The 25,430-nt window shown below is 72.5% G+C and carries 23 protein-coding genes and 1 pseudogene; 12 read left to right on the top strand and 12 right to left on the bottom strand.

Going from position 1 to position 25,430, the window contains the following annotated elements; translation table 11 throughout:
• Nucleotides 1-61 precede the first annotated feature (61 nt).
• Entirely contained in the window at nt 62-619 is a 558-nt protein-coding gene (locus ACQPZX_RS18940) for a hemerythrin domain-containing protein (RefSeq protein ID WP_433382438.1), read from the top strand.
• A gap of 100 nt (nt 620-719) precedes the next feature.
• Nucleotides 720-1,727 (top strand): LysR family transcriptional regulator, encoded by a 1,008-nt coding sequence (locus ACQPZX_RS18935; RefSeq protein WP_433382435.1) that lies wholly within the window; start codon nt 720-722, stop codon nt 1,725-1,727.
• A gap of 7 nt (nt 1,728-1,734) precedes the next feature.
• Here ACQPZX_RS18935 and ACQPZX_RS18930 read toward each other — a convergent pair whose 3' ends face one another.
• The gene (locus ACQPZX_RS18930; RefSeq protein ID WP_433382433.1) at nt 1,735-4,251 is read right to left on the bottom strand and encodes an ATP-dependent Clp protease ATP-binding subunit; all 2,517 of its coding nucleotides are present in this window, start codon (nt 4,249-4,251) and stop codon (nt 1,735-1,737) included.
• A 132-nt stretch (nt 4,252-4,383) separates the two neighbouring features.
• Here ACQPZX_RS18930 and ACQPZX_RS18925 point away from each other — a divergent pair, with 132 nt between their 5' ends.
• From ACQPZX_RS18925 to ACQPZX_RS18915, 3 genes are all read left to right on the top strand, one after another.
• Nucleotides 4,384-4,767, top strand: a complete 384-nt coding sequence (locus ACQPZX_RS18925; RefSeq protein ID WP_433382430.1) for a hypothetical protein — start codon at nt 4,384-4,386, stop codon at nt 4,765-4,767.
• Nucleotides 4,768-4,860: 93 nt separating this feature from the next.
• Nucleotides 4,861-5,025 (top strand): hypothetical protein, encoded by a 165-nt coding sequence (locus tag ACQPZX_RS18920; RefSeq protein ID WP_433382427.1) that lies wholly within the window; start codon nt 4,861-4,863, stop codon nt 5,023-5,025.
• A gap of 61 nt (nt 5,026-5,086) precedes the next feature.
• Nucleotides 5,087-6,238: an MFS transporter gene (locus ACQPZX_RS18915; RefSeq protein WP_433382424.1), complete on the top strand. Its 1,152-nt coding sequence runs from the start codon at nt 5,087-5,089 to the stop codon at nt 6,236-6,238.
• 51 nt (nt 6,239-6,289) lie between these two features.
• Here the strand turns inward: ACQPZX_RS18915 and ACQPZX_RS18910 are convergent, their stop codons facing one another.
• Nucleotides 6,290-7,336: an AraC family transcriptional regulator ligand-binding domain-containing protein gene (locus ACQPZX_RS18910; RefSeq protein ID WP_433382421.1), complete on the bottom strand. Its 1,047-nt coding sequence runs from the start codon at nt 7,334-7,336 to the stop codon at nt 6,290-6,292.
• Nucleotides 7,333-8,253 (bottom strand): SDR family NAD(P)-dependent oxidoreductase, encoded by a 921-nt coding sequence (locus ACQPZX_RS18905; protein WP_433382418.1) that lies wholly within the window; start codon nt 8,251-8,253, stop codon nt 7,333-7,335. Before ACQPZX_RS18905 ends, ACQPZX_RS18910 begins: the two co-directional genes overlap by 4 nt.
• Before the next feature lie 251 nt (nt 8,254-8,504).
• Between ACQPZX_RS18905 and ACQPZX_RS18900 the strand changes: the two genes are divergently transcribed.
• The 4 genes from ACQPZX_RS18900 to ACQPZX_RS18885 all read left to right on the top strand — a co-directional run bounded on the left by ACQPZX_RS18900 (nt 8,505) and on the right by ACQPZX_RS18885 (nt 13,089).
• Nucleotides 8,505-8,765 carry a hypothetical protein gene (locus ACQPZX_RS18900; RefSeq protein ID WP_396030406.1) on the top strand — a complete coding sequence of 87 codons (261 nt, stop codon included), beginning with the start codon at nt 8,505-8,507 and terminating at the stop codon, nt 8,763-8,765.
• 1 nt (nt 8,766) lies between these two features.
• Nucleotides 8,767-9,657, top strand: coding sequence for a hypothetical protein (locus ACQPZX_RS18895; RefSeq protein WP_433382415.1), 891 nt, complete (start codon nt 8,767-8,769; stop codon nt 9,655-9,657).
• Nucleotides 9,658-9,674: 17 nt separating this feature from the next.
• Nucleotides 9,675-12,311, top strand: coding sequence for an FtsK/SpoIIIE domain-containing protein (locus tag ACQPZX_RS18890; RefSeq protein WP_433382412.1), 2,637 nt, complete (start codon nt 9,675-9,677; stop codon nt 12,309-12,311).
• 82 nt (nt 12,312-12,393) lie between these two features.
• Entirely contained in the window at nt 12,394-13,089 is a 696-nt protein-coding gene (locus ACQPZX_RS18885) for a hypothetical protein (RefSeq protein ID WP_433382409.1), read from the top strand.
• Here ACQPZX_RS18885 and ACQPZX_RS18880 read toward each other — a convergent pair.
• Both ACQPZX_RS18880 and ACQPZX_RS18875 read right to left on the bottom strand, forming a co-directional pair.
• Nucleotides 13,086-14,306, bottom strand: a complete 1,221-nt coding sequence (locus ACQPZX_RS18880; RefSeq protein ID WP_433382406.1) for a cupin domain-containing protein — start codon at nt 14,304-14,306, stop codon at nt 13,086-13,088. The genes ACQPZX_RS18885 and ACQPZX_RS18880 overlap by 4 nt on opposite strands.
• A 10-nt stretch (nt 14,307-14,316) precedes the next feature.
• Nucleotides 14,317-14,571 carry a BatC protein gene (locus tag ACQPZX_RS18875; protein WP_433382403.1) on the bottom strand — a complete coding sequence of 85 codons (255 nt, stop codon included), beginning with the start codon at nt 14,569-14,571 and terminating at the stop codon, nt 14,317-14,319.
• Between the two features lie 77 nt (nt 14,572-14,648).
• Between ACQPZX_RS18875 and ACQPZX_RS18870 the strand changes: the two genes are divergently transcribed.
• Nucleotides 14,649-15,389, top strand: a complete 741-nt coding sequence (locus ACQPZX_RS18870; protein WP_433382400.1) for a DUF72 domain-containing protein — start codon at nt 14,649-14,651, stop codon at nt 15,387-15,389.
• On the opposite strand, the gene ACQPZX_RS18865 is transcribed toward ACQPZX_RS18870, so the two are convergent.
• From ACQPZX_RS18865 to ACQPZX_RS18840, 6 genes are all read right to left on the bottom strand, one after another.
• Nucleotides 15,364-16,236: a DUF72 domain-containing protein gene (locus tag ACQPZX_RS18865; protein ID WP_433382397.1), complete on the bottom strand. Its 873-nt coding sequence runs from the start codon at nt 16,234-16,236 to the stop codon at nt 15,364-15,366. The genes ACQPZX_RS18870 and ACQPZX_RS18865 overlap by 26 nt on opposite strands.
• A gap of 67 nt (nt 16,237-16,303) precedes the next feature.
• Nucleotides 16,304-16,720: a TraR/DksA family transcriptional regulator gene (locus tag ACQPZX_RS18860; protein WP_433382394.1), complete on the bottom strand. Its 417-nt coding sequence runs from the start codon at nt 16,718-16,720 to the stop codon at nt 16,304-16,306.
• 167 nt (nt 16,721-16,887) lie between these two features.
• On the bottom strand, nt 16,888-17,520 hold the full coding sequence (locus tag ACQPZX_RS18855) for a uridine kinase (RefSeq protein WP_433382391.1): 633 nt from the start codon (nt 17,518-17,520) through the stop codon (nt 16,888-16,890).
• An 11-nt stretch (nt 17,521-17,531) separates the two neighbouring features.
• Nucleotides 17,532-18,089 (bottom strand): winged helix-turn-helix domain-containing protein, encoded by a 558-nt coding sequence (locus tag ACQPZX_RS18850; RefSeq protein ID WP_433382388.1) that lies wholly within the window; start codon nt 18,087-18,089, stop codon nt 17,532-17,534.
• A gap of 304 nt (nt 18,090-18,393) precedes the next feature.
• Nucleotides 18,394-20,685 (bottom strand): accessory Sec system translocase SecA2, encoded by a 2,292-nt coding sequence (secA2, locus tag ACQPZX_RS18845; RefSeq protein WP_433382385.1) that lies wholly within the window; start codon nt 20,683-20,685, stop codon nt 18,394-18,396.
• Nucleotides 20,686-20,721: 36 nt separating this feature from the next.
• Entirely contained in the window at nt 20,722-22,455 is a 1,734-nt protein-coding gene (locus ACQPZX_RS18840) for an ABC transporter ATP-binding protein (protein WP_433382382.1), read from the bottom strand.
• A gap of 114 nt (nt 22,456-22,569) precedes the next feature.
• On the opposite strand from ACQPZX_RS18840, the gene ACQPZX_RS18835 reads away from it, so the two are divergent.
• Nucleotides 22,570-23,304, top strand: a complete 735-nt coding sequence (locus tag ACQPZX_RS18835) for an ATP-binding protein (protein ID WP_433382379.1) — start codon at nt 22,570-22,572, stop codon at nt 23,302-23,304.
• Nucleotides 23,305-23,354: 50 nt separating this feature from the next.
• On the opposite strand, the gene ACQPZX_RS18830 is transcribed toward ACQPZX_RS18835, so the two are convergent.
• Nucleotides 23,355-23,744, bottom strand: a complete 390-nt coding sequence (locus tag ACQPZX_RS18830; RefSeq protein ID WP_433382377.1) for a hypothetical protein — start codon at nt 23,742-23,744, stop codon at nt 23,355-23,357.
• 721 nt (nt 23,745-24,465) lie between these two features.
• Here ACQPZX_RS18830 and ACQPZX_RS18825 point away from each other — a divergent pair.
• Nucleotides 24,466-25,044 (top strand): annotated as a pseudogene (locus ACQPZX_RS18825) (hypothetical protein); the annotation flags it as partial.
• Nucleotides 25,045-25,430: the final 386 nt, after the last annotated feature.

Below are 25,430 nucleotides of genomic sequence, written 5' to 3'. Positions count from 1 at the left end.
GCCCTTCTTACCAGGTGTTTGATACATCGACGGGCCGGGTACCGGCGGGGCCGTGTCGTCAGTGAATCTTCCTCCGCTTCCCCCGGTCGGCGGCGAGACCACCGGCCGTAACGCCATCGACGTCCTCAGTGAGCAGCACCGTGATCTGCTCGGTCTGTGCGACCGGCTGGCCGCCGACCCGGCCGACCGCCGGGCGGCCGATGTGCTGATCGCCGAGCTTTCGCGGCATTTGTCGGCCGAGGAGCAGTACCTCTACCCCGCCATCAAGGCCGCCGTGCCCGGCGGCGAGGACCTCGTGGCCCGCGAACTGGCCGAGGACCACGCGCTGCTGGTCGAGATGCAGCGTGGGGAGATCTCCGACATCGCCGAGAAGGTGCGGCGTCATGTCGCCGCCGACGCCGAGGAGCTGTTCCCCGTCCTGGCGTCGATGGTGTCGATCGACGACCTGATCCGGGTCGGGAACAGGATCGAGACGGCCGAGGAAGCGGCGCCGACCCGCCCCCATCCGGGCACCCCGTCCACCCCGCCGTGGAACAAGATCGTGGATCCGGCCGTCGCGGTGGTCGACAAAATTCGTGACGCGGTCACCCGCCGTACGACGTACCTCAGCGATTTGTGACGTTACCGACGGGTTCGTTTACCGATTTGTCACAACTGTAGGATCTTTCACCAGGCAGCAGGGCTAGCCTTCGATGTCTTAAAGGTCCTAACGTCACGCTATGAACCTGGAGCTGCGCCATCTTAAGGTGGTCGTCGCCATCGCGGAGACCGGTAGCGTGACCAAGGCGGCGTCGCAGCTCGGGCTCGCCCAGCCGGCTCTGACCGCGCAGCTGCAGCGGATAGAGCGTACGCTCGGCGGCCCGCTGTTCGAGCGCGACCGCCGCGGCGCGCGCCCCACCGCCCTCGGCGAGCTGGTCCTCTCCCGCGCCCGCGTGCTGCTGCCCGCCATGAAGGGCCTGCAGGACGAGGCGGCGCGGCTGGCCGGCGCGTCCGGCACCGAGATCATGAGCCGCTACCGGATCGGCGCCATCGGCGGCCCGGTCCTCGGCGGCATGGTCCACCGGCTGTCGATGGCCCAGCCCGACGCCCAGATCACCACCCACGCGTCGTACTACGTCGACGAGCTGGCCAACATGGTGCTCGCCGGCAAGCTCGACTACGCGCAGGTCGGCGTCTGCGGCGACGCCATCCCGTCGGCCGACTACGGCCTGGTCTGGCAGACGATCGCGGTCGACGCGGTCTGCGTGCTGATGCCCGAGGACCACCCGGCCGGCAAGGACGTCGACGTCGACCTGGCCGAGCTGGCCACCGAGCAGTGGGTGGGCAGCACCGGCGACGGCTGCTTCGCCGAGTGCTTCGCGGCCGCCTGCGCCCGGGCCGGCTTCACCCCGCGCCGGGTGCTGGAGACCGACGTGCGCGGCTGCGTCGACATGGTCGAGTCGGGGCTGGCGCTGGGCCTTTGCCAGCCGACGTTCCGCCCACCGGCCAGCCTCACCCACCGCCCGATGCGCGGCGCGCCGCTGCGCTGGCGGCTCGTGCTCGGCTGGCACCCCGACTCCCCCGCCGCCCGCAGCGCCCCCAAGCTGATGGAGATGGCCCAGGAGGCGTACCAGGAGGTCGTAGCGCGCAACCCGCCCTACGTCGAGTGGATGGTCGACTACCCCCACCTGGGCCTGTCCCCGGAGACGATGAGCCCCGCCCAGCGAACGCTGAGCGGGGCCCTCTGAGAAATCCTTACGCAAACACCAGCTTGCCGTCCTCGACGTCCACCTTCACCGTCTGACCCGCCTTCAGGTCGGACGAGAGCAGCAGCTTCGACAGCCGGTTGTCCAGCTCGCGCTGGATCGTCCGGCGCAGCGGCCGCGCCCCGAACTCGGGCTGGAAGCCCTTCTCCGCGAGCCAGTCCACCGCCTCGGTGCTGATCTCCAGGTCGATCTGCTGGTTGGCAAGCCGGCGGCGGGTCTCACCCAGCATCAGCTCGGTGATCTGCCGCAGCTGCTCGTTCTCCAGCTGCCGGAAGATGATGATCTCGTCGATCCGGTTGATGAACTCGGGCCGCAGCTGCTCGCGCAGCCGCCGGTCCAGGCGCTCCTTCAGCTCCTCGTCGGCCGACGCCTTGGCGTCCGCCGCGCCGAAGCCGACGCTGCGCCGGGTGCCGCTGATGATGTCCGAGCCGAGGTTGCTGGTCATGATCAGCACGGTGTTCTTGAAGGACACCGTCCGGCCCTGGCTGTCGGTGAGCCGGCCGTCGTCGAGCACCTGCAGCAGGATGTTGAAGACGTCCGGGTGGGCCTTCTCGATCTCGTCGAGCAGGACCACGCTGTACGGACGCCGCCGCACCGCCTCGGTCAGCTGCCCGGCCTCGTCGTAGCCGACGTATCCGGGCGGGGCGCCGACCAGCCGCGACACGGTGTGCCGCTCCTGGAACTCGCTCATGTCCAGCCGGATCATCCGGTCCGACTCGCCGAACAGCGCCTCCGCCAGCGACCGCGCCAGCTCGGTCTTGCCGACGCCGGTCGGGCCGAGGAACAGGAAGCTGCCCACGGGCCGGTCCGGGTCGCCCAGGCCGGCACGCGACCGGCGGACCGCCTCGGACACCGCCTCGACGGCGTCGTCCTGGCCGACCACCCGGTCGTGCAGGTGCCCCTCGAGGCGCAGCAGGCGCTCCCGCTCCTCCTCGGTGAGCTGAGCGACCGGGATGCCGGTGGCCCGGCTCACCACCTCGGCGATGTCCGCCTCGGTGACCTGCGGCACGCCGTCCCCGGACGGCGCCTGCGCCTGCTCCAGGCGCGCGCGGATCTCGTTCATCTCGTCGCGCAGCTGGGTGGCCTTCTCGTAGTTCTCGGCCGCCACCGCCTGGTCGCGGTCGCGGGTGAGCTGCTCGAGCCGGCGCTCGTCCTCGCGCGTGTCGGCCGACGGGGTCTTGACCCGCAGCCGCACCCGCGCGCCGGCCTGGTCGATCAGGTCGATCGCCTTGTCCGGCAGGAAGCGGTCGGTGATGTAGCGGTCGGACAGCTCCGCCGCGGCGTCGAGCGCCTCGTCGGTGATCCGCACCTGGTGGTGCGCCTCGTAGTTGTCCCGCAGCCCGCGCAGGATCGCCACGGTGTCCTCGACGCTCGGCTCGCCGACCAGCACCGGCTGGAAGCGCCGGGCCAGCGCCGCGTCCTTCTCGATGTGCTTGCGGTACTCGTCGAGCGTGGTCGCGCCGACCACCCGCAGCTGTCCGCGCGCCAGGGCCGGCTTGAGCATGTTGGAGGCGTCCATGCCGCCACCGTCGCCGCCACCGCCCGCGCCGACCAGCGTGTGGATCTCGTCGAGGAAGACGATCAGGCCGTCGCCCTCGTTCTGGATCTCGTCGATGACCTTGCGCAGCCGCTCCTCGAAGTCGCCGCGGTAGCGGGTGCCCGCCACCAGGCCGGCCAGGTCGAGCTGGATGACCCGCTTGCCCTCCAGGGTCAGCGGCACGTCACCGTCCACGATGCGCTGGGCCAGGCCCTCGACGACGGCGGTCTTGCCGACGCCGGCCTCGCCGATCAGCACCGGGTTGTTCTTGGTGCGCCGCGACAGGATCTCCACGGCCTGCTCGATCTCGTTGGCCCGGCCGATCACCGGGTCGATCTCGCCCCGGCGGGCCAGCTCGGTGAGGTCGACGCCGTACTGCTCCAGCGTCGGCGTCTTGCCACTGCCACCGGTCGAGCCGCTGCGGCCAGGACCGCTGGTCTGCGGCTCGCCGGCCTGCTGCTGCAGCGCCTGCGGGTCCAGCTTGCCGGCCAGCAGCCGGCCGGCCGCCGAGTCCGGGTTCAGGCCGAGGGCCATCAGGATGTGCTCCGGGCCGACGTACGAGGAGCCCAGCGCCCGCGAGATCTGCAGGCTGTCGAGCAGCGCCCGCTTGGCCTGCGGGGTCAGCGCGACCTGCTCCGGCGGGTTCTCCCGCACACCCGCGGGGCGACCCAGGGCGGCCAGCAACTGGTCGGGGTCGGCGCCGGCGCGGCGTACGGTCTGCTTCATCGGCTCCTGCTGGAGAGCGCCCCAGAGGAGGTGGTCGGTGTCCAGGTCCGCCACGAGACGATCGGGGTCGGCGAGCTCGGCTGCACGACGGGCGGCGGCGGAAAGCACCTCACGAGCGTCTCCGCTCATGTACTTCGTGATGTCGATGCGCTGCTGCCGGCGCGGCTCGGCCGCTCCGAAGAAGCGCGCGAACAGGTCGTCCCAATTTCCGGGTCCACCCGGTCCGATCGGTCCGATGCTCATAAGTCTTCTTCTCCTGATTACCTAGCTCGTGTGCGGTGGGTTTACCCGCGCCGCACGACCCCTATCAGCGCCCTTCGTCATAGATTGATTCCCAGATCTCACGGAAACTTGACAAGGGGAGACTCAACTCTCATGACGACCGTACCGCTCGTGATCGTCGACGGGGCCAACGTCGTCGGATCCGTACCCGATGGGTGGTGGCACGATCGCGCCGGTGCGGCGATCCGCCTTCGCGACGGCCTGGCGGCGGTCCTGCCGGCCGGCTTGCCGGACCTTCCGGGCCCGGTGGAGGTCACCCTGGTCGTGGAGGGCAAGGCCCGGGACATTCCGCAAGCCGAGAACGGGGTACGGGTGGAGCGCGCTTCCGGCTCCGGCGATGACAAGATCGCCGATCTCGTACGGGATTTCGCACCGACCCGCAGAACGGTGGTGGTCACGGCCGACCGCGGTTTACGCGACCGCGTCCTGGCTCTGGGCGGCGAGGTGCGTGGCCCGTCGAGCGTGCCCCGGCGTTAGTCTGTCGGGGTGACTGCCCCGGCCGCCCCCGTCGCATGGCGGCCGGCCGTGCCCCGTCAGCTTCTCCCGCCCGCGCCGTCCCCGGTGCGCTCTGTGTCGGGAATCACGGCGTCCCAGCCCCCGCGCGGCATCACCTGCCACCAGCCCCCTTGGTCCCGCCGGGCCTCGGCGGCGGCGCGGCTGGCGCTGGCGCGATGGGTCACGCCGGACCTTCCGCTCTACGGCAACGACCACGATCGCGCCGACTTCGCTCCCTGATCCGCTCCCGGCCCTTCCCTAGCTGTCCTTCTTCCTTCTCCGAGCCGGGAGTCCTCTCGTCATGCCCGCAGCCTCCGCGGTCCTGCGCGCCCCTCAGGTGCCGCTGGTCCTCATCGCCAGCCAGGTGGGCCGTCTTCCCACCGCCGCCGCCCCGCTCGCCCTGCTCCTCTACGCCCGCGAGTCGGTCAGCCTCGCCGTCTCCGGCATCGTCGTCGCCGTCTTCACCGCCGGCATGGCCGTCAGCGCCCCGCTGCTGGCCCGCTCGGTCGACCGCTGGCGCCAGCCACCCGTGCTCTACGGCGCCGCGTCGCTGTCCGGCGTCGGCTACCTGGTCGCCGCCCTCAGCCAGGGACATCCCGCCCTGCTCCTGACCGGCGCCCTGCTGGCCGGCCTGGGCACCCCGCCCCTGGAGGCGTGCCTGCGCGCCCTCTGGCCCGACCTCGTGGCCGCCTCCGACGTCACCGCCGCATATGCCCTGGACATCGCCCTCCAGGAGGTCATCTTCGTGGTCGGCCCCCTGGTCACCATCGCCGCCGTGGCCGCCGCCGGCCCCGCCGCGGGCCTGATCACCGCCGCCGTCCTCCAGCTGGGAGGCGTGGCCGCCTTCGTCCGCGCGCCGGTGGTCCGCCACTGGCGCGGGCAGCCTTCCCACCACCACTGGCTGGGCCCGATGCGCGTACCTCGCATGGTCTCCCTGGTCCTCGGCGTCGTCTGCACCGGCGCCGCGGTGGGCAGCATCCCGGTCGTCCTCACCGGCTACGCCGAGTCCACCGGCGACCGCGGCCTCACCGGCTGGATGCTGGCCTGCCAGGCCGCCGGCGCCCTGATCGGCGGCCTCCTCTACACCAGGGCCAAGCCCGGCGGCCTCTCCCGCCTCCCCTTCCTGGCCCTGCTCCTCGCCCTCGGCTACGTCCCGTTGCTCCTGGTCCCCGCGCCCCTGCCGATGGCTTTGCTGCTGGCCGTGAGCGGCTTGGCCCTCCCGCCCCTGCTGACGGCCGGCTTCCTGGCCGCCGACCGCCTGGCCCCACCCGGCACGGCGGTGGAGGCCTTCGCCTGGATCTTCACCGCCTTCACCGTCGGCAGCGCCACCGGCGCGGCCATCGCCGGCCCCCTGACCGACCACAGCATCCGCGCCGGCTTCACCTTCGCTCCGCTGTCCGCCCTCCTTGCCGTAGCCGCAATGGCAGTGGTCGCCGGCGCCCGAGGCCGATAGCCGCCCGGCGGCGCCTGGTGGCGTCGTGCCGCCCGGCGGTGACCGCCCGGCCTAGAGCGCGGCGGCCGCCCGGGCCTGGTGCGGTGTCGTGCCGGACCAGCGGTGGAAGGCGCGGTAGAAGGAGCTGGGCTCGTCGTAGCCGAGCAGGAACGCCACCTCGGTGACCGTCACCTCCGGCCGCGACAGGTAGTGCCGGGCCAGGGCGAGCCGGGTGCGGTCCAGGACCTCTTGGAAAGTCGTGCCCTCGTCGGCCAGGCGCCGCTGGAGGGTGCGGCCGCTCATCGCGAGTCGCCGGGCCACCGCCACCGCGCTCGCCTCACCGGCCGGCAGGAGCTCCAGCAGTGCCGCCCGCACGCGGTCGGCCGTGGACTCGACGCGGTCGAGGTCGGCCAGGCGGCGGCGCAGTTCGGGCTCGAAGACGCGCCACATGTCGTCGTTCGCGGTAAGGAAGGGACGGCGGGCGTCGAGGGCGCTGAAGGTCACGGTGGCCTCGGCAGCCTCGGTGACGGGCACGCCGAGCAGGTCGCGGTAGGCATCGAAAGCCGTCCCGTGCGGCGGGTCGGGCATCGCCACGCGAAGCGGGACGACGCGGGTGCGGGTGCCCAGGCGGGCCAGCGCCACCATGAAGGCCAGCTCGAAGGCGATGAAGCCGGGCGGCGGGGCCGGATCGCGCGGCCAGCCGACGGTCAGGCGCAGACCGTCGGAGCCGGTGGCGAGCGGCGTGCCGTCGACCTGCGACACCCGAGGGTGCGCGCCGGGGTCGAGGTGGAGGGTCAGGGGGCCGATCAGTCGTTTGTGGACCGCTACGCGTGCCGCCGCGTGGTGCAGGTCGGGGCTGCACAACGCGGCGAACAGCGGCGGTTGGAAGGTCTCGGTGCTGATCCGGCCGGCCATCGCGGCGCCGATCGCGGGGTCGCCGGAGACGTCTTCCAAGGCGCGCCACAGCCGGTAGAACTGCGCGGGGCTCAATGTGATCTGCTGCCCGACGAAGAGATCGCCGGGCAGGCCGGCGGCGCGCAGGACCGCCGCGGTGGGCACGCCGAGGTCGGCCAGCAGGGCGCCGGTCGCGGGGCTGAGCGCGAAGCTGCCGGACGTCACGGGCGCGGGGCGGCCAGGGCCTGGGCCACGTCGACGTCGAGGCCGGTGAGGCGGCGGGACACGGTCCACAGCGTAGCGATCGCCTTGCCGGAGCCGGGGCGGATCAGGCGGCGGCGGACGGGCGGGCCGGCGGAGCTCCAGCGCGGGCCGTACATGGTGCCGCCGGTGGCCCGCGGGTCGGTCGCGGCGCGCAGCGGGCAGAGGGCGCCCTCCTCGACCGTCATGCCCGTGGTGCGGGTCAGGAAGAGGAAGAAGCGGCCGGTCAGCCCGCCGCCGCCCTCGGCGACCGTGTGGGACTGCAGGTCGGAGTTGGTGAGGCCGGGGTGGGCGGTTAGGGCCATCGCGGGTACGCCGGCCGCGCGGAACTGGCGGTCCAGGCCCTGGGCGAAGAACCGGTCGGCGAGCTTGGAGTCGGCGTAGGCGCGCCACGGACCGTACTTACCGTCGGTGAACCGGGCGCGGCCCATGTGCTGGGCGCCGCTGGTCAGGGTCACCACGCGGGCGGCGGGAGCGCGCAGCACGGCCGGCAGCAGGTGGGCTGTGAGCGCCCAGTGTCCGAGGTGGTTGATGCCGAACTGGGACTCGAAGCCGTCGGCGGTCTGCCGGTACGGCATCGCCATCACGCCGGCGTTGTTGATCAGCAGGTCGACGGCCGGGTGGGCGGCCCGGATCTCGGCGGCGGCCCGGGCGACCGCGTCGAGGGAGCCGAGGTCGAGCGGGACGACCTCCAGGGAGGCGCCGGGATGCGCGGCGAGCACCTGGTCGCGGGCGGCGCGCGCCTTCGCCTGGTCGCGGGCGGCCATGACGACGTGGGCGCCGGCGCCGGCGAGCGCGGTCGAGACGGCCAGCCCGAGGCCGCCGTTGGCGCCAGTCACCACGGCCACCCGGCCGTCCTGCGGTGGAACAGTCCAAGTCATGGGATCGACGCTACGAAAGCCGCGAGCGAAGCGCAGTGGCAGAACGCGCCAGCCCGTTGGCGGATCGCGCCGTGAGTCATGTTCATTCCCGTCGGATCAAGGACAGCTCGGCCCGGCGCGGGACCCGGGAAGCCGATGCTTCGGGAAACGGTCGTACTGATCCGCAATTGGGGTAGCGGGGACGGTCGGGCAGGAAGGGGGCAGTAGGCTGACGGCAGTAGTCGGGTTCCGCACAGCAGGAGGCTGCACGGGTGGCCAGTGTCGCCGAGGTCAAAGCGGCCGTGGATGCCGCGCTCCAGCAGGTCAGCGAGGGGCAGGCGGCGATCCAGGCGGCCCGGGAGAAGCTGGGCGAGGCCCAGCAGAGCCTCGCGGCGGCGCTCGACGGCAGCGGCAACGACGCGGTGAGCTCGGCGCACGCCTCGCTGTCCCAGGCAGACCAGTCTCTCGAGGAGGTCCTCGGCGCGACTTCGCTCGCGGTCGAGCAGGCCCAGACCTACACGGCCAACCTCTGAGATGTCGCTGATCCAGGATCTCGGCGCCCAGCTTCGCGCCACCTCCGACGAATTGCCCACCGGGCTGGTGACGGTGGCGATGGAAAAGCTGCGCGGCGCCACCGAGATCCTCATGTGGGTCCGCGAGACGTCGCAGGACCCGATGGGCGTGCCGCAGCTGGGCAACGCCACCGAGGCCGCCGAGCGGGCCGCCGCCGCGATCCGGATCGCGCAGGACGCCATCGCCGCCTACCTCGCCGCGATCGGGCTCTCCGGCGACGCCGCCGCCCCGCCCGACCGCGATTGGAAGGCGGGGTTGGAGCAGCGGCCCGAGGTGAAGGCCGAGGGTGGCGACGAGAAGCCGCCGTCCGAGAAGCTGGGCCCGTGGTGGCAGGAGCGCGTCGCGCAGCTGACCGGCGAGCCCGCGCCCAAGGGCGGCGATGACAAGGCCGAACCGGACGGCGACACCGCCGACCTGCTGCGCCGGGTCGCCTCGGGGGTGCGGGCCGGCGACAAGGCCAAGGTGGGCCGCGACCTGCACTCGGCGAACGCGGCGACCGGGCTGGCGCTGTCGGCGATGACGTCGCCGGTGCTGCACCGTCTCGCCGGCGACCTGCTGGGCCACGAGCCGCGGCCGGACGACTTCGAGCGCCTGCGCAGCGCCTCGGCCGGCCGGGTGCGGTCGCTGCTGCCGGGCACCTCCCCAGCCGTACTCGAAACGCTCCTGGCTCGCATCTGCCGGGTGCCGGTGCGGCAGGAGCAGGGCCGGCCCGCCGGCCATCCGGCCGACAACGCCGTCACGGCGAGCGTGCTCACCGGGGTGCTCCTGGCCCGGCTGGGCCGCGACGCCTCGTCCCTCGACCCGAACGCCCCCGACCCGTTGCGCCGCCCCGAGGCCGCCGACGCCCGATGAGAACGTGTTGATTCCCCATGGCTGAGTCGACCGCACAACAGGTGATGGACATCCGGGCCGGGCTCTCGCATGCCCTCGGCGCGGCGGAGGAAGCCGTGGCCGCGGCGCGGGAGGCGTACGCGGCCGCGATCACCCGCCGCGAACGGGTGATGGCCGCCGCGATCGCCCGCCGCAAGAAGGTGGCCGAGACGCTCGACGCGCGGGTCCACGAGATCGACGACCGGCATCGCACGGATCTGGCCGCGTTCGCCGAGGCCGCCGCGTCCGCCGCCGACCGGGCCGCTCCGGGCGCCGCCGGCGATCCGTGGGACGACTGGCAGCCCACGCCGTTCGACAAGGCGGCCGAGCTGCGGGTGGGCCGGTTGTTGCTGCCGCATCCCGAGCCGGTGCCGGCGCTGGTGCCGCTGCTCGATCACGGCCACGTCGTGGTGCGCGGCGATCGCGACGATCGCCGCATCGGCGACGAGGTGGTTGCCGGGTTGCTGTTGCGAGCGCTGGGCACGGCCGCGCCGGGGGCGCTGACCATCACCGGGTACGACCCGGAGCACCTCGGCGGGGGTCTGGCCCGGTTCGCGACGCTTGCCCCGGCCGGCGTGCTGACCTTCGTCGGTCCGGGCGGTCTGGGCGCGCTGCTGAACGACCTGGTCGACAACGTCCGGCGGATCAACGAGACGGTGCTGGCCGGTGAGTACACCTCGCTGCGGGAGCTGGCCGCGGCCACCCACCGGCGGCCCGAGCCCTGGCGCGTCGCGGTGCTGCTGGGCGCGGGCGAGCTGAGCCGTCAAGAGCAAACTCAACTTCAACGGCTCTTGCGTACGGGTGCGGCGGCGGGCGTCCACCTGATCATCCAGGGGATGCCGGTACAGCAGGGCCCGGGGATCGAGTTCATCACGGCGAACGAGGGCGATCACGCGCGGATCAGTAGCGCCGGTGCTCTACCCGTACGGCTGGATCCCGGTCCTCCGCAAGCTGTTGTGGCAGCGGCCTGTCGCCGGATCGCGGAGGCCGTGGAAGCGGGTCCGGCACCCGTCGCGCTCGACAGTCTGCTGCCGCCGGAGCTGTGGAAGGAAAGCTCCGCGACCGGGTTGACGGCTCCGCTCGGTGACAGCCCGCTCGGGGTGCCGGTCGCGGTGACGCTGAGCGACTACCCGCCACACGCGCTGATCGCCGGGCCGTCGGGCACCGGCAAGACCAACCTGATCTACGCCTGGATGGGTGCGCTCGCGGCCCGCTACTCCCCCGCCGAGCTGGCGTTCTACCTGCTCGACTTCAAGGAGGGCGTGTCGTTCGCCCGGTTCGCGCCGGGGCGGCGCGACCCGAGCTGGCTGCCGCACGTGCGCCTGGTCGGCCTCAACGTGAACACCGACCGTGAGTTCGGTCTGGCTCTGCTGCGTTTCCTCAGCGAGGAGCTGCGCCGGCGGGCCGACGCGGCGAAGCGGTACGAGGTGACCAACCTGGCCGAGCTGCGCGCCGAGGATCCGGAGGGCTCGTGGCCGCGGATCGTGGCGGTGGTCGACGAGTTCCAGGTGCTGCTCTCCGGGCGCGACGCGGTGGCGACCGAGGCCGTCGACCTGCTCGAGGACCTCGCCCGCCGGGGCCGCTCGCAGGGCATCCACCTGATCCTGGCCAGCCAGGACGTCTCCGGCATCGAGGCGCTGTGGGGCCGGCCGGCGCTGGTCGCGCAGTTCTCGCTGCGCATCGCGCTGCCCCGGGCCCGGCGCATCCTGGCCGAGACGAACACGGCCGCCGAGTCGCTGCAGCGCTACCACGCGGTGGTCAACGCCGACTCGGGCGCGGCCGAGGCCAACCGGATCGTGCGGGTGCCGGCCGCCGGCGACCGCGAGCGGTGGAACGCGCTGCAGCACCGCCTGTGGCGGATGCGCCCGGACGAGCAGGGCCCGCCGCGGCTGTTCGACGGTGACGCGCGCCCGCGCCTGGCCGAGAGCCGCGACTTCCGGCGACTGACCTATGCGGAGGGTCAGGCGCCGGTGGTGCTGCTCGGCGAGACGATCGACGTGGCGGCCCGCTCGGCCCGTACGGTGTTGCGCCGCGCCCCCGGCCGCAACCTGGCCGTCCTCGGCACCCGCACCGAGGAGGCCTGCGCGGTGCTGGCCACCGCCGCCCGCTCGCTGGCCGCCCAGTTCCCGCCGGACGGCGCCGCGTTCTCGCTGCTCTGCCTCGACCAGGACGCCCGCCCGGCGGCCGAGGCGCTGCGCGACTCGCTGCCCGACAGCCCCCGCATGTTCTTCGCGGACGATGCCGACTGGCTGCTCGAGGACGCCGCCAACGAGGCCAGCGCGACCTGGCCCAGCGACCGGCCGCATTTCATCCTGATCTACGCCGCCGACGCGCTGCCGGGCGGGAAGACGGCGGCCGACCAGCTGCGGACGATCCTGCGGCAGGGCCCGGAGCGGCGCATCCACGTGCTCGGCTGGTGGCGCGGCGCGGGCCTGCTGCGCGACGCGCTGGGCGGGCCGTCGTCGCGGACCGACGCGATCGGCGCGTGGGTGGCTTTGGACGTCCATGGCAGCGAGCTCACGCCGTACTACCCTGGCGCCACCGCGCCGGTCTGGTACCCACGGCCGTGGCGGGCGCTGCATTTCGACCGCTCGGTGCATCGGGGCGCCGAGGTGATCATCCCCTACGGACAATGATTGAGACTTATTCACGACGGTGGAGACCATGTGCAGGGGCTTGCGCGGAATGCGACTCAAGGAAGGTCGTGAATAAGCCTCAATGAGCGACGTACAGCCAGCCGACTTCGAGACCGCCGACTACCGCAGCGTGCTGCGGCGGCTGACCACCCTGGACGAGGAGGCCGCCGACCTGCGCGCCGAGGCGGAGCGATGGCACGACGGCCGTGTCGCCGCGGCCGACCAGGCGGTGCGCGAAGCCGACGAAAACCTCGCCGCCGCGGCCGAGGAGGTCTCGCGGACCCAGCGCGACCTGGAGCAGGTCGACGCGCGGGCGCTGCAGCTGTGGGCCGACTACGTGCACAAGGTCGGCCCGCGCGCCGAGCGCTACGGGCGGACGATGCCGCAGGCGGCCATCCCCCGGCAGCGCAGCGACCGCGACGCGGCCGACTACCTCGAGGAGGTGGCGGCGAAGGTGAAGTACATCGCGCCGCCGCAGCCGATCAACTTCGGGGTGAAGGCGCTGTTCGTGCTCTTCGGCCTGGCGGGCGGGCTGGTGGGCGCGGGCGCGTTCCTCGCGCTGCGCGGCATCGGCGGCACCGAGCAGACCGGCACCTGGCGGGATGCGATGCCGGTCGTGGCGCTGGTCGTGCTGCTGGCCTGCCCGGTGCTGGCGGTGGTGTCGGCCAAGAAGGTGGCCGACCGCCGCAGCGTCGGCCTGGACGCGGCGACGGTGGCCACGGTGCTGCTGACCGGCCTGGTGTCAGCCGGCCTGATCATCGCGGCGGTCGGCATCTAGGCCGGCGTCAACACGGCCTCGCGCAGCAGGCGCCGGGTGAGGACCAGGCGGTCGTCGTCGCCGTCGAGCGGCAGGTCGCCGACCCGCACCGGCTCGCCCGCCAGCAGGAAATGCAGCGCCGGCGCGCAGGCGGCGGGCAGGCGCAGGCTGCGGCCCACCAGCCGCAGCACGACGTGCTCGGGGCCGTCCTCGACGAGCCGCCAGCGCAGTCCCTCGCGGACGGCGACCAGTGACGACGGGGTCAGGTCGTCGGCGAAGTCGAGCTGGGCGAGCGGGCTCAGCGGCGCGGGCCGCGCGGCCGGCCAGTCCCGGCCGGCGAGCCGGTCGGCGACGTCGGCCGGCTCGGCGCGGGCAAGCCAGTCGCGCAGCGCCTCGACGGTCTCGGTCAGCTCGGGCTCGATCGCGGCCGGGTCGGTCACGTCCAGGCCGAACGGGAGGGTGCCGCGCAGGCGGGCGTCGGCGGTGGCCATGGCGAGCAGCTCCTCGACGAGGGCGTAACGGGTCAGCGCGCGGACGCCGATGGTCAGGTGCAGCGAGCGGCGCTCCTGGGCCTCGGCCGAGTGCAGCCAGCCGCGCGGCAGGTAGAGGGCGTCGCCCGGGGCGAGCACCACGTCCATGGCCGGCGTGCCCTCGGCGGTCTCGGTCACCTCGTCGGCGTGGCCGCCCCACGGCTGGCGCTCCAGCGGGTCGGCCAGCACGGGTTCGTGGATGCGCCAGCGCTTGACGCCGTCGACTTGCAGCACGAACACGTCGTGAGTGTCGTAGTGGGTCTTGAAGCCCTGGCTGCCGGGCGGCGTCAGGTACGCGTTGACCTGCAGCGGGCGGTTGAGCTCGGTGCCCAGCCGGCGGGCGAAGTCGATCAGCGGGGGCCAGATGCGGTGCAGGCCCTGCAGGACCAGGGTCGCGCCCCCGGCGTACAGGCGCATGACCTCGTCGTCAATCACCTGGTCGGCGACCTCGGCGCCGGCCCCGCCGCCGCCGGTGAACCGGGCGGTGGGCAGCACCTTGCCCTGCTGGGCGATGCGCAGGAACGGGGTGCGCAGGCCGCGGCGGCTGAGCAGCTCGTCGACGGCGTCCGCGGAGAGCAGGTCGGTGAACGGGCCGGTGTGCGAGAGCAGCGGCGCGCAGCCCCAGTGGTCGGCCGCGAACTTGCCGGGGTCGATCGCGACGCACCGGGCGAGCGCCGGGCGGGACCCGCCCGGCGCGTCGATCGTCATGGCCGGACCCTCAGGCCGCAGGGCCGTCGGCGCCACCGTCGTGACCGCCGGGGTTGGCGCCGCCGTCCGCCGGGCCCTCGCCCGAGGCGCCGCCGTCCGCGCCGCCGTCGTGGCCGCTCGGGTTGGCGCCACCGTCCGCGGGACCTTCGCCGGTCGCGCCGCCGTCCGCGCCGCCGTCGTGGCCGGCCGGGTTGGCGCCGCCGTCGGCCGGGCCCTCGGTCGCGGCCGAGCTGGTCGAGGTGATGTCGTCGTCGCTGAGTGACATGGGAAGCTCCAATCTCGTGGACTCCCCGCATACCCGGAGTTGATCGTGCAAAACCGGGGTACTCGTCACATGTGTTGATGGTCGGAACCTCGGGGTGGCAGTACAAGGACTGGAAAGGCCGCCTCTATCCGGAGAAGCTGCCGCAGCGGCTGTGGCTCGAGCACTTCGCCGAGCGCTTCCGCACGGTGGAGGTCAACAACGCGTTCTACCGGCTGCCGGAGCGCAAGACGTTCGAGCAGTGGCGGGAGCGGACGCCGGACGACTTCGTGGTGGCGGTGAAGATGAGCCGGTATCTGACGCACGTGAAGCGGTTGCGGGAGCCGTCGGAGCCGGTCGCGCGGTTTCTGGAAAGGGCGGCGGGGCTCGGCGAAAAGCTCGGGCCGGTGTTGATCCAGCTGCCGCCGACGCTCAAGGGCGATCCGGCACTGCTCGAAGAGACATTGACGCGCTTCCCTGCGAAAACGAAGGTCGTCGTGGAGCCGCGGCACCCGAGCTGGTTCACCGACGAGACGCGGAAGGTGCTGGAGAAGCACCGGGCGGCGTTGTGCTGGGCCGACCGGAAGGGGCGGCCGACGGGTCCGCTGTGGAAGACGGCGGACTGGGCGTACATCCGGATGCACGAAGGCCGGGCCAAGCCATGGCCGCATTACGGGAAGGCGGCGCTGCGCAAGTGGCTCGACGCCGCGGGACAGTGCGATGAGACGTACGTATATTTCAACAACGACCCGGGCGGCGCGGCCGTCACCGACGCCACCACCATGATCGCGATGGCCCGCCGCCGAGGCGTCGAGGTCAGTCGGAGTCCAGCAGATCGATGAGCGTGGAGGCGTTGCGCTGGGCGTAGTCCGAGTAGCAGTTGTTCATAAAGACATGCACTTGTCCGGTTTTTTCCGACAAATCGCGAAGCTTTGGCTTCCAGGCGGCTAATTCCTGGGAAGAGTACTCATAGCCGAACTTCTCGTGGATGTCCTTGCTGGTCCACTTGTCGGAATGGCCGTGGAACCGGACGACGGCCAGGTCGGCCGTGGCGGCGACGACGGGCGGCACCGAGGACTTGTGGCCCTGCGGCATGTCGACGCAGACGAACGGCAGCTCGTGCGCGCGCAGGAATTCGAAGGTCTCGGTCTGGTTGGCGCCCTCGAACCACGACGCGTTGCGCAGCTCGAACACCGGCCGCAGCGGCTTGCACCGCTCGGCCACCTCGACCATGAAGTCCTTGTTGGACCGGCGGATCCCGAACCACGGCGGGAACTGGAAGAGCACGGCGCCGAGCTTCCCGGCCTGGGCGAGCGGGTCCAGCGCCGTCAGAAAACGGCTCCAGATCTCCTCGTACGCCTGCGGCGGCACATCGCCGGGATAGACGTTCTTCTTGTCGGTCTCGGGCCGCAGGTCCTTGTAGATCGCCGACACCTTGGTCGGGTGGCCGGTGAGCAGGCTGAACGCCTTGATGTTGAAGGTGAAGTCGTCCGGCGTGCGCTGCGCCCACAGCTTCGTGGTCTGCTCGCTCGGCGGCCCGTAGTAGGTCGAGTCGACCTCGACGATCGGGAACTGCTTGGCGTAGTAGGCCAGCCGCTTCTCCGGCGTGTCGGCCGACGCCGGGTACCACCCCGAGGCCAGCAGCGTCCGGTCGGTCCAGGAGGCCGTTCCCACGACGATGTCGCCCATGGGATCACGCTAACCCCGAAACGCGAGGTCCGCCGCCTGCCGGCGACGGACCGTCGTCTGCCCTCGGTCAGCCGGCCCGGCGCTCGCGGACCTGCTTGCAGTTGACACAGGTGGTGGCGGACGGGAACACCTCGAGGCGCTCCACCGGGATCGGGTTGTGGCACCCCTCGCAGTTGCCGTAGCTGCCGTCGTCGAGCCGCTGCATGGCGTGCTCGGCCTGCGTACGCCGGTCCAGCAGGGTACGCAGCAGCGACGTGGCAGCGTCGCGCTCGGCCGTCTTGGACCCGCTGTCGGCCTGGTCGTCGCCCGCGGCGTCGCCGATCTCGACCAGCCGGAGCTTGTGGTTCTCCGCGAGGGCCTCCTCGTACTCGGAGTTCGCGTCGTCGAACCGGCCGCGCAGGATGGCCCGGATCTGCTCGACCTCCTCCGTCGTGCGCGATTTCGCGGCACCCTTGCCCGTGATCACCGCTCCATTGACGAGCATGCGCTCCCCCTGCCCTTCCTCTGCCCCTGCCGGCGAGTCCCCCGGAGGGCGGACCATCGCACCGTGGTGCCGCCTGATACCCGCCGCCGGAGATCCCAAACTGGGGTCCCCGCTAAAAAAGTAACCGGAGCATAACTGTCAGTGGTCGCCTCCGCCACAGACTCGCGTCACCAACGTTGTTCGACCCTGGCGGGACGCTTCGCGTCGTCGACCCGGAGCACGACGTCGGCGAATGTGGCGGGGGCCACCTCCTCGGCGTACCGCTCGAACGCCGGCAAGGTCCACTGCTGGTCAGCGGGGGTGCGGCGGCGCAGCGCGGCCGCCGAGATCTCGAGATGAACCGCGAAATCGAACGCCAGGCCGCCGCCCAGCAGCAGCGGGCCGCTGACCAGAACGATGCTTCCCGGTCCCAAGGGGTGGTAAGGATCACGGGCCGCCCGGTCCGTTTCCGGGTTCCAGAGGCGGGTCAGGACGCGCCCGTCGCCGCCCGGGCCGGCCCGGTCGAGCACCTCGCGGGCGAGCCCCGCCTCGTCGAACCAGCCGGTGTAGAACGAGTCCGGATTGTCCCGGCCGAACTCCAGGCGCAACGAGGCGGGCCGGAGGAAGTCATTCGTGTTCACTCGTACGGCCGGGCGCCCGCGCAGCCGCAGCGGGCCGATCAGGGCGTCCGCGAGGACCCCGGGGCCGGCCGCGTCCGGCCCGTCGATGCCCACCCTGAGAAAATTGTCGGGTTTCTGACTGATCAGCTCGTCGGCAAGCTCTTCGACGAGACCCTCGACGGACACCGGACGCACGCGCACGCCCGGAAAGGCTACTCGTGCGGCGTGACCACAATGTTGGCGTCGTCGGAGAGGCGGTAGCCGACCCCGTAGACGGTCGTGACGATCGGGAGGTTGCCGCCGAGCTTCAGCCGCAGGCGGCGGACGTGGACGTCGACCGTGCGCTCGCCGGTGTGCTCGTAGCCCCAGACGCCGGCCAGCAGCTGGCCGCGGGTGAAGACCCGGCGGGGACGCTCGGCGAGGAAGAGCAGCAGGTCGAACTCGAGACGGGTGAGCGGCAGCGGCCGGCCCTCGAGGAGGACCTGGCGGGTGCCGGTGAGCATCCGCACCTCGGGCCCGCCGGCGGGCTCCTGAGGCTCGCCGGCGGCCGGGGCGGCCGGCTCGACGGTGATCGTGCCCTGGCTGATCTCGACGAGCTCGCGGACCGCCTCGATCAGCCGGTGGGCCTGCGGGGTGAGCGCGTCGGTGGTCAAGGGAATGGCGACCGTGACGGTCAATGCGGGGTCGGCGGGACGACGCGGCCCGGTGGTGCCGCGTCCCGGACCGGTTACGTGGCGGTTGACACGAGGCGACAGCGCGCTTACCGGCATTGTGAAAGAGCCCCCTGAAATGGTGTGGTCGGTAACCGTATACGACCGATCACCCTCCGTGAATTCGCGGAGAATATTTCCGCTTATGTCGCCGCCCGGTCAAGGCGGCAACCACACTGTGGGAAAATCGTTCCACATCGGCTTTGACCCAGGGAAATGCATTCTGATAACGGCTTCTGACAGTCTGTTTAAGCATTGGTGTGTTCGGGCAATTTTTGAGACCAGAGACACATCACATTTCTTTGGAGAAGCAAAAATCCCGTGTGGCGCGTGTTCCACGCCACACGGGATCCCGTTAAAAAGATCAGTTTCCGCCGGTCAGCCTGCGGCCCACGGCCGCGATCAACCGGTCCAGCTCGGAGCCGAACGGGTTGTCGTGCACCAGATAGGTCCAGGTGGCGCTGGGCCGCACGATCTCGGCCCGCTCCGGCTCCCAGCCGTCGGAGAGGTCGGTCTCCTCGAACGTCTCGATGGTGCGCGACTCCACCTTGGTCAGCAGGTCCTGGAAGGCCGGGACCGCCGCACGGTGGAACTCGTCGAGCGGGTCGAGCTTGCCCAGCGCGCGCAGGTGCACGCCCTCGCGCACCTCCTGCAGCTCGGCCAGGTGCTCGGCCCAGAGCCGGTCGAGGTGGAACAGCGCGATCGCCCGGGCCGCGTCGGAGAGGACATCCTCGTCGGTCTCCTTGGCCTTCTCCGGCGAGCGCTCAAGCAGCATGATCGCGGCGATCTCGGAGGTGAGCAGCCGCTCGCGGCGCTCGGCCAGCTGCACCCGCTGCTGCTCGATGACGACGCTGTACCTCCAGGTGTTGCGGTGGATCTCGTGGTTGACGCCCTCGGCGACCCGCTGGGCGTGCTCGACCGCGTACTCCACCTGGTCGTCGTGGACGACGCCGTCCATGTCCATCCGCGGCGAGGCCGGCAGGATGTCGCCGGCGTGCCGGGTCACCAGCTCGTCCTCCAGGCTGACGAAGAACACCGAGCCGCCCGGGTCGCCCTGCCGGCCGGCGCGGCCGCGCAGCTGGTCGTCGACGCGGCGGCTGTCGTGGCGGCCGGCGCCGATCACGTACAGCCCGCCCAGCTCGACCACGGCGTCGCGGTCGGCCTCGTCGCTGCCGCCGAGGCGGATGTCGACGCCCCGGCCGGCCATCTGGGTCGAGACGGTGACCGCGCCGAGCGCGCCCGCCTCGGCGATGATGGCCGCCTCCTCGGCGTCGTTCTTGGCGTTCAGCACGTTGGACGGCACGCCGGCCGCGGCCAGCTGCTTGGCGAGCAGCTCCGACGCCTTCACGTCGAGGGTGCCGACCAGCACCGGCCGGCCCTTCTCGTGGGCGATCTTGATCTCCTCGACCAGCGCCTCGTCGCGGGTGTCGTGCGCCGAGTAGATGCGGTCGGGGTCGTCCTCACGGATGTTCTCGGTGTTCGGCGGGATGACCGCGACCTCGAGCTTGAAGTACTCCCGCAGCTGCTCGCCGACATGCACGGCGGTCGCGGTCATGCCGCAGACCGTCTTGTAGAGCGCGATGTAGGCCTGCACGGTGACCGTGTCGAGGACCTCGCCCTCGGCGGTGGCGCTCAGCCCCTCCTTGGCCTCCACGGCGGCCTGCAGGCCGTCCGGCCAGCGGCGGCGCTGGGCGACCCGGCCGCGCATCTCGTCGATCAGCTCGACGCCGCCGTTGCGGACGATGTAGTCGATGTCGCGGTGCAGCAGGGCGTGCGCGTGCAGGGCCACGTTCACCGCGGAGAGGTGCTCGACCTGGTCGTCCGCGTACAGGTCGATGCCGCCGAGCTGCTCCTCGATCTTCTTGAGGCCGGTGTCGGTGAACGCCACGCTGCGGCCGTCGTCGGCCACCTCGTAGTCCTTGCCGGAGCGCAGGTCGCGGACCAGCTCGGCGGCCTCGTGCACCGGGTCGGCCTCGTTGGCGATCGAGCCGGCGAGCACCATCGGGACGCGGGCCTCGTCGATGAGGATCGAGTCGGCCTCGTCGACGATCGCGGTGGCCAGCTCGCGCTGCACGCGGTCTTCCACGTCCGTCACCAGCTGGTCGCGCAGGTAGTCGAAGCCGGCCTCGCTCACCGAGACGTAGGTGACGTCGGCCAGGTACGCCTCGCGGCGCTCCTCGGGCGTGGACGCCTCGGTGACCCAGCCGACGCTGAGGCCGAGGAGCTTGTAGACCGGCTCCATCCACTCGGCGTCGCGGCGGGCCAGGTAGTCGTTGACGGTCAGGACGTGCACCGGGCCGTTGCCGAGCCGGACGTGCCCGTACGCCGCGATCGTGGCGGTGAGCGTCTTGCCCTCACCGGTGGCCATCTCGGCGACCTTGCCGGAGAGCAGCGACATCGCGCCGAGCAGCTGCACGTCGTACGGCCGCTGCTCGAGCGCCCGCCACGCGGCCTCGCGGCCGATCGCGCAGAGCTCGGTGAAGTCCTTCGCCTCGCCGGCGGCCTCGGTCAGCGCCTCGTCGTCGAGCTCGCGCAGCGCTTCCTCACGAGCATCGATCGCCGGAAGCCGCTTGCGGAACGGCGCCAGGTCGACCGTCGTGCCCGGACGCTGCAGAAACTTGCGAAACCGGCTCTTGAGCCGCGTCGACACACCCATGGCGCGCAACGGTACTTCATTTAGCTGAGAGCCGTGTCACGACACCAGCAGCTGATGAGTCGCCAACTCGCGGTAGAGCGGGCTCGCGTCGAGCAGCTCGTGATGCGGCCCGGAGGCGACTACCCGGCCGCCCTCGATCACGACGATCCGGTCGGAATCCACCACGGTGCTCAGCCTGTGCGCGACGACAATCAGCGTGCGCTGCTCGGCCGCCGTCGCGATCGCCTCACGCAGCGCCGCCTCGTTGCGGGCGTCGAGGTTGCTGGTCGGCTCGTCGAGCAGCAGGATCGGCGCGTTCGTGAGCAGCGCGCGGGCGATCGCCAGCCGCTGCCGCTCCCCGCCGGAGAGCAGCACGCCGCCCTCCCCCACCTGCACGCCCAGGCCTTCCGGGCTGCGCTCGGCCAGACCGCCCAGGTTGACCTCATCCAGCGCCGCGATCAGCTGCGCGTCGCTCGCGTGCGGGGCGGTGAGCAGCAGGTTGTCGCGCAGGGTGCCCGCCAGCACCGGCGCTTCCTGCTCCACGTACCCCAGCTGGGCGCGCAGCGCGTCGCGCGGCAGGTCGCGGATGTCGTGGCCGCCGACCCGCACGCTGCCCTCGGTGACCTCGTAGAAGCGCTCGATCAGCGCCAGGATCGTCGACTTGCCCGCCCCCGACGGCCCGACCAGCGCTATCCGGCTGCCGCGCGGCACCTCGAAGCTCACATCGTGCAAGACCGGGCTTTCGCCCGGATAGCCGAAGGTGACGTCATGGAAGGAGACGGCCGTCGCGCTTGCCGCGTTTGCTTTTCCCGTACGGGTGGAGTCCGCGGCCGCCTCGGCGGGCACCGCCAGCATCTCCTCGATCCGCTGCAGCGCGCCCAGCCCGGTCTGCAGCTGGGTGTACGCGTGCAGGGCCTGGCCCAGCGGCATCGCCAGGAAGAACAGGAAGAGGATGAACGCCACGAGGCTGCCCACCCCGAGCGCGCCCGAGGCCACCCGCGCCCCGCCCACGCCCAGCACCACCAGGAAGGCGCCCTGGATCGCGGTGTCGGCGGCCGGCCCGACCGTCGCCTCGAGCCGGGCCAGCCGCACCCCCGCCTGGTAGGCCTGCTCGGCGCCCTCGGACACGGTCGCCGCCTCACGCTCCTCGGCCCGGCCCGCCCGGATCGTGCGGGCCGCCGAGATCGCCCGCTCCACCGCCGAGGTCATCTCGCCGAGCCGGGCCTGCGCCTGCTCGGACAGGCCACGCACCCGGCGGGACGCGGTCATCGCCACCGAGAGACCCACGGCGAGGGCGGCCACGGCGACGCCGAGCAGCAGCGGGTCGAGCACGGCCATGGCGATCAGGGCGCCGGCCACCATGACCACCCCGGTCACGATCTCGAACAGGCCGCTCGTGACCACCGCCCGCAGCAGGGTGGTGTCGGCGCCGACCCGGGAGAGCAGGTCGCCGGTGCGGCGGCGGTCGTACTCCGCGATCGGCAACAGCAGCAGGTGACGGGCCAGCCGGCGGCGGGTGGTGAGCACGACGCCCTCGGCGGTGCGCTGGAGCAGGTAGTCGCGGACGCCGCGCAGGGCGGCGCCGACCAGGAGGAGGGCGACCAGCAGGGTGACCGGTCCGGCGATCGGCCGGCTCGCGGTGACGCCGTCGAGCACGCGGCGCACCAGAAGCGGCTGCAGCAGCGCGGCGAGGGCGGCGACCAGGGAGAGGACGGCGACGATCGAAAGGGTGCCGCGGTACCGCGCAAGATATGGCGTCAGGGCTCGTAGCCCGACCCTCCCCGCGACCATCGCTCAACAGTAGCCGCGCCTCGTGCGAGACTCGGAGGTCTGACGTTTGCCACGGGGTGGAGCCGGGCACCAGGAACGTGCATCAGGTGGCCAGCGTGCGGGGAGGGAGAGGCGTTGCCCAGCCAGCTCGTCTGCCGGCCGGAACGGGAACAACCCGTCGCGGTCCTGCGGATCACCGGGACGCTTGACCCGGTCACGGGCGACGCGCTTCAGCAGGCGGTACGGCGCAGCCTCGCCGACGAGCCCACCCGTCTCCTGCTGGACGTGGCCGAGCTGCGCGTCGGCGACCCGGTCGGGCTCGCCTCGCTGAGCGCCGTGGTCTGCCAGACGGCGGAATGGCCGGCCGTGCCGATCGTGCTGTGCGGCGCCTCCCGCGAGACGCGGGCGGCGATCGAGGCGACGCCGGACTGCGCGGGCCTGGGCTATGCGACCGACTGCGAAGCAGCGCTGACCGAATATCGGGCCGAGCCGGAGCCCCGGCGGGTGCGGGCACGGCTACGGCCGGTGCCGGACGCCTGCCGGCAAGTAAGGCAACTGGTGACCCAGGCGTGCGAGGCGTGGCACCGCTCCGACCTGGCCGGCACCGCGGCGCTGATCGCCACCGAGCTGGTGGCGAACGTGGTACGGCACGCGCACACCACGATGGAATTCACGTTCGGCCTGCGCGACGGCCGCCTGAGCATCAGCGTGCGCGACGGCAGCCGCCGCATGCCGAAGCCCGCGGCGCCCGGCTTGAGCTCGCCGGGCGGGCGCGGGCTTTGGCTGGTGCGCGACCTCACCGAGGCGTGGGGCGTGCTGCCCGTCTCCGACGGCAAGGTGGTGTGGTCGCAGCTGGGCGCCGCGATCTAGCCCGGCCCCTGCTCACCCTCGGCCTAGCCCGGCCCCCGCTCACCCTCGGCCTAGCCCGGCCCCTGCTCACCCTCGGTCAGCGGCCGGTTGAGTTGCCCCATCTGCGGCGGCTCCAGCGGCGGCCGGTTCCGGCGCGCGGCCTTGGCCGCAGGCTGCGGCGGCTGGTTGGGCGGCTGCGGCGCGGCTTCCGCCTCCACCGGCGCCCGGTTGGCACGAATGCCCAGCCCACTGGGTTCGGCCTCAGCCTCACCACCGAACCGGTTGGCGGGCGCCTGCCCACCCGGCTCCCCCTGCTGCTGCCGAACTGGCGCCGTCACCGGCTGCGCGGCCGCCGGCGGCGGGCGCAGGCCCAGGCCGCTGGGCGCTTGATCGGACGGCGGGCCGGAAGCTGCCTCGGCCTGCGGGCCTTGCCGGCCAATGCCACTCGGCGCCTGCCCCACGGGTGGTTGCCCAAGACCACTGGCGGTTTGGCCCGCGGCAGGCTGACCCAAACCACTGGGCGCCTGACCCGCCGCGGCCTGACCCAAACCGCTAGGCGCCTGACCCGCCGCGGCCTGACCCAAACCGCTAGGCGCCTGACCCCCCGCGGCCTGACCTAAGCCACCTGTCGCCGCGGGTTGAGGCGCTTGGCCCGCTGGAGGCTGGCCGAGACCGCTGGGCTGCGGCGGGGCCGGAGGCTGTCCGAGCGGTGCCGAAGAGGGCTGCCCCATCGAAGGCGCCTCGATCGGGGACGGCGGCTTGCCGATCATCGAGCCATTCGTGGGCGCGGGCGCCTGGGCCGGCGCCGGCGACGGGATGCCGGGACGAGCGCCGGCCGGGGATGTCGTGCCGGCCGCCGCCGGGGACATGGGACGTGCGGCGGGTGAGACGGGCCGGGCCTCGGGCGGGGTTGCGGGGCGGGCCGGCGAGTACAGCGGAGCGTCCAGGGGACGGTCCTGGGGACGGTAGACAGGCGGAGCGGCGGCGGTCAGCGGGTCGGGCCCCGCCGGCGGACGAGGCGGGCCCACCGGAGACACGCTCACGGGCGACGGCCCGCCCACCTGGGGCACGGACTCGGACCAGGGCTGGGCCTGCACACCCCCGGCCTCCACACGCGGCGCCTCCACACGCGGCGCCTCCACACGCGGCGCCTCCACACGCGGCGCCTCCACACGCGGCGCCTCCATGCGCGGCGCCTCCATGCGCGGCGCCTCCATGCGCGGCGCCAGCCCAGACGGGGACTCCATCCGTGGAGCCTCCGCACCCGGGGCCTCCCTCCGCGGGGTCTCCATGCGGGCCAGGTCGGGGCGGGACTCCGCATTCAGGGGCGCGCGGTGGGCCGGCGCGGCACGGGGCGGCTCGGGGATGCGTGGCTCGGCGTGTATCGAAGCCGGGTGGCCTGCTCCGGGCTCACTGAAGGGCAGGCCGCTCGGCGTGTCCAGCGGTGGCAGGTCGAGCGACGCGGCGGTCGGGCCCGAAAGGCGCGGTCCCGGAGGCTCGGCCTCAGCGTGCGGGAACGACGACTCCGGAAACGACGGCTCCCGGAAGGACGACTCCGGGAACGACAACTCGGAGAGCGGCTCCGGCGATCGGGACTGTGGGAACGAAGGAGAAGGCGCGTCCAGGAACGAAGGGGCTGGCTCATCCGCATATGAAGGGGACGAAGGGGACGGGAAGGATGCGGGGGCCGGCGGAAAGGAGAGGGACGGGGACGGGCCACCGGAGGGCGGCGAGATCGGGGGCAGGTCGAGGCTGGTCTGATCAGGGCCGGTCTGGTCGAAGCCGGGCACACCGGCGCTGGGCGGGCTGAACGACACCTCTACCGGGCCCACCACGGGGTGGTCGGCGGACGGGCCGGCCCATGGGGGCAGGTCGGCGAGGGTGGACGGGTGTGGCTCGATCGGGGATCCGAAGGCCAGTGGCGACGCGAACGCGGGTTCGGTGCTCTCGCCGTACGGTGAAGGGCCACGAAAGGCCGTGACCAGGCCGGAAGCCTCGGCCAATCCCGCGGCCTCCACCACCTCGGCGGCCGAGCGACCGGCCGGACAGGGCAACGGCTCGCCGCAGACCGGACATTCGGTCATGCCCTCGCTGGGACCGGCGCCGCCGGCGTGCGCCACGAGCATCTGCTGGGCGGTGCGTGCGAG

Source organism: Actinoplanes sp. CA-142083, from assembly GCF_050942195.1.
In the GTDB taxonomy this organism is placed as follows: Bacteria; Actinomycetota; Actinomycetes; order Mycobacteriales; family Micromonosporaceae; genus Actinoplanes.
The sequence above is the reverse complement of the archived record's forward strand: the minus strand, read 5'-3'. Positions and strand labels throughout refer to the sequence as shown.

Coding starts and splice junctions, on each gene's coding strand:
- ACQPZX_RS18935 (WP_433382435.1), top strand. CDS start 720: ATGAACCTGGAGCTGCGCCATCTTAAGGTGGTCGTCGCCATCGCGGAG.
- ACQPZX_RS18930 (WP_433382433.1), bottom strand. CDS start 4,251: ATGAGCATCGGACCGATCGGACCGGGTGGACCCGGAAATTGGGACGAC.
- ACQPZX_RS18925 (WP_433382430.1), top strand. CDS start 4,384: ATGACGACCGTACCGCTCGTGATCGTCGACGGGGCCAACGTCGTCGGA.
- ACQPZX_RS18915 (WP_433382424.1), top strand. CDS start 5,087: ATGCCCGCAGCCTCCGCGGTCCTGCGCGCCCCTCAGGTGCCGCTGGTC.
- ACQPZX_RS18905 (WP_433382418.1), bottom strand. CDS start 8,253: ATGACTTGGACTGTTCCACCGCAGGACGGCCGGGTGGCCGTGGTGACT.
- ACQPZX_RS18895 (WP_433382415.1), top strand. CDS start 8,767: ATGTCGCTGATCCAGGATCTCGGCGCCCAGCTTCGCGCCACCTCCGAC.
- ACQPZX_RS18890 (WP_433382412.1), top strand. CDS start 9,675: ATGGCTGAGTCGACCGCACAACAGGTGATGGACATCCGGGCCGGGCTC.
- ACQPZX_RS18885 (WP_433382409.1), top strand. CDS start 12,394: ATGAGCGACGTACAGCCAGCCGACTTCGAGACCGCCGACTACCGCAGC.
- ACQPZX_RS18880 (WP_433382406.1), bottom strand. CDS start 14,306: ATGACGATCGACGCGCCGGGCGGGTCCCGCCCGGCGCTCGCCCGGTGC.
- ACQPZX_RS18875 (WP_433382403.1), bottom strand. CDS start 14,571: ATGTCACTCAGCGACGACGACATCACCTCGACCAGCTCGGCCGCGACC.
- ACQPZX_RS18870 (WP_433382400.1), top strand. CDS start 14,649: ATGGTCGGAACCTCGGGGTGGCAGTACAAGGACTGGAAAGGCCGCCTC.
- ACQPZX_RS18865 (WP_433382397.1), bottom strand. CDS start 16,236: ATGGGCGACATCGTCGTGGGAACGGCCTCCTGGACCGACCGGACGCTG.
- ACQPZX_RS18860 (WP_433382394.1), bottom strand. CDS start 16,720: ATGCTCGTCAATGGAGCGGTGATCACGGGCAAGGGTGCCGCGAAATCG.
- ACQPZX_RS18850 (WP_433382388.1), bottom strand. CDS start 18,089: ATGCCGGTAAGCGCGCTGTCGCCTCGTGTCAACCGCCACGTAACCGGT.
- secA2 (WP_433382385.1), bottom strand. CDS start 20,685: ATGGGTGTGTCGACGCGGCTCAAGAGCCGGTTTCGCAAGTTTCTGCAG.
- ACQPZX_RS18840 (WP_433382382.1), bottom strand. CDS start 22,455: ATGGTCGCGGGGAGGGTCGGGCTACGAGCCCTGACGCCATATCTTGCG.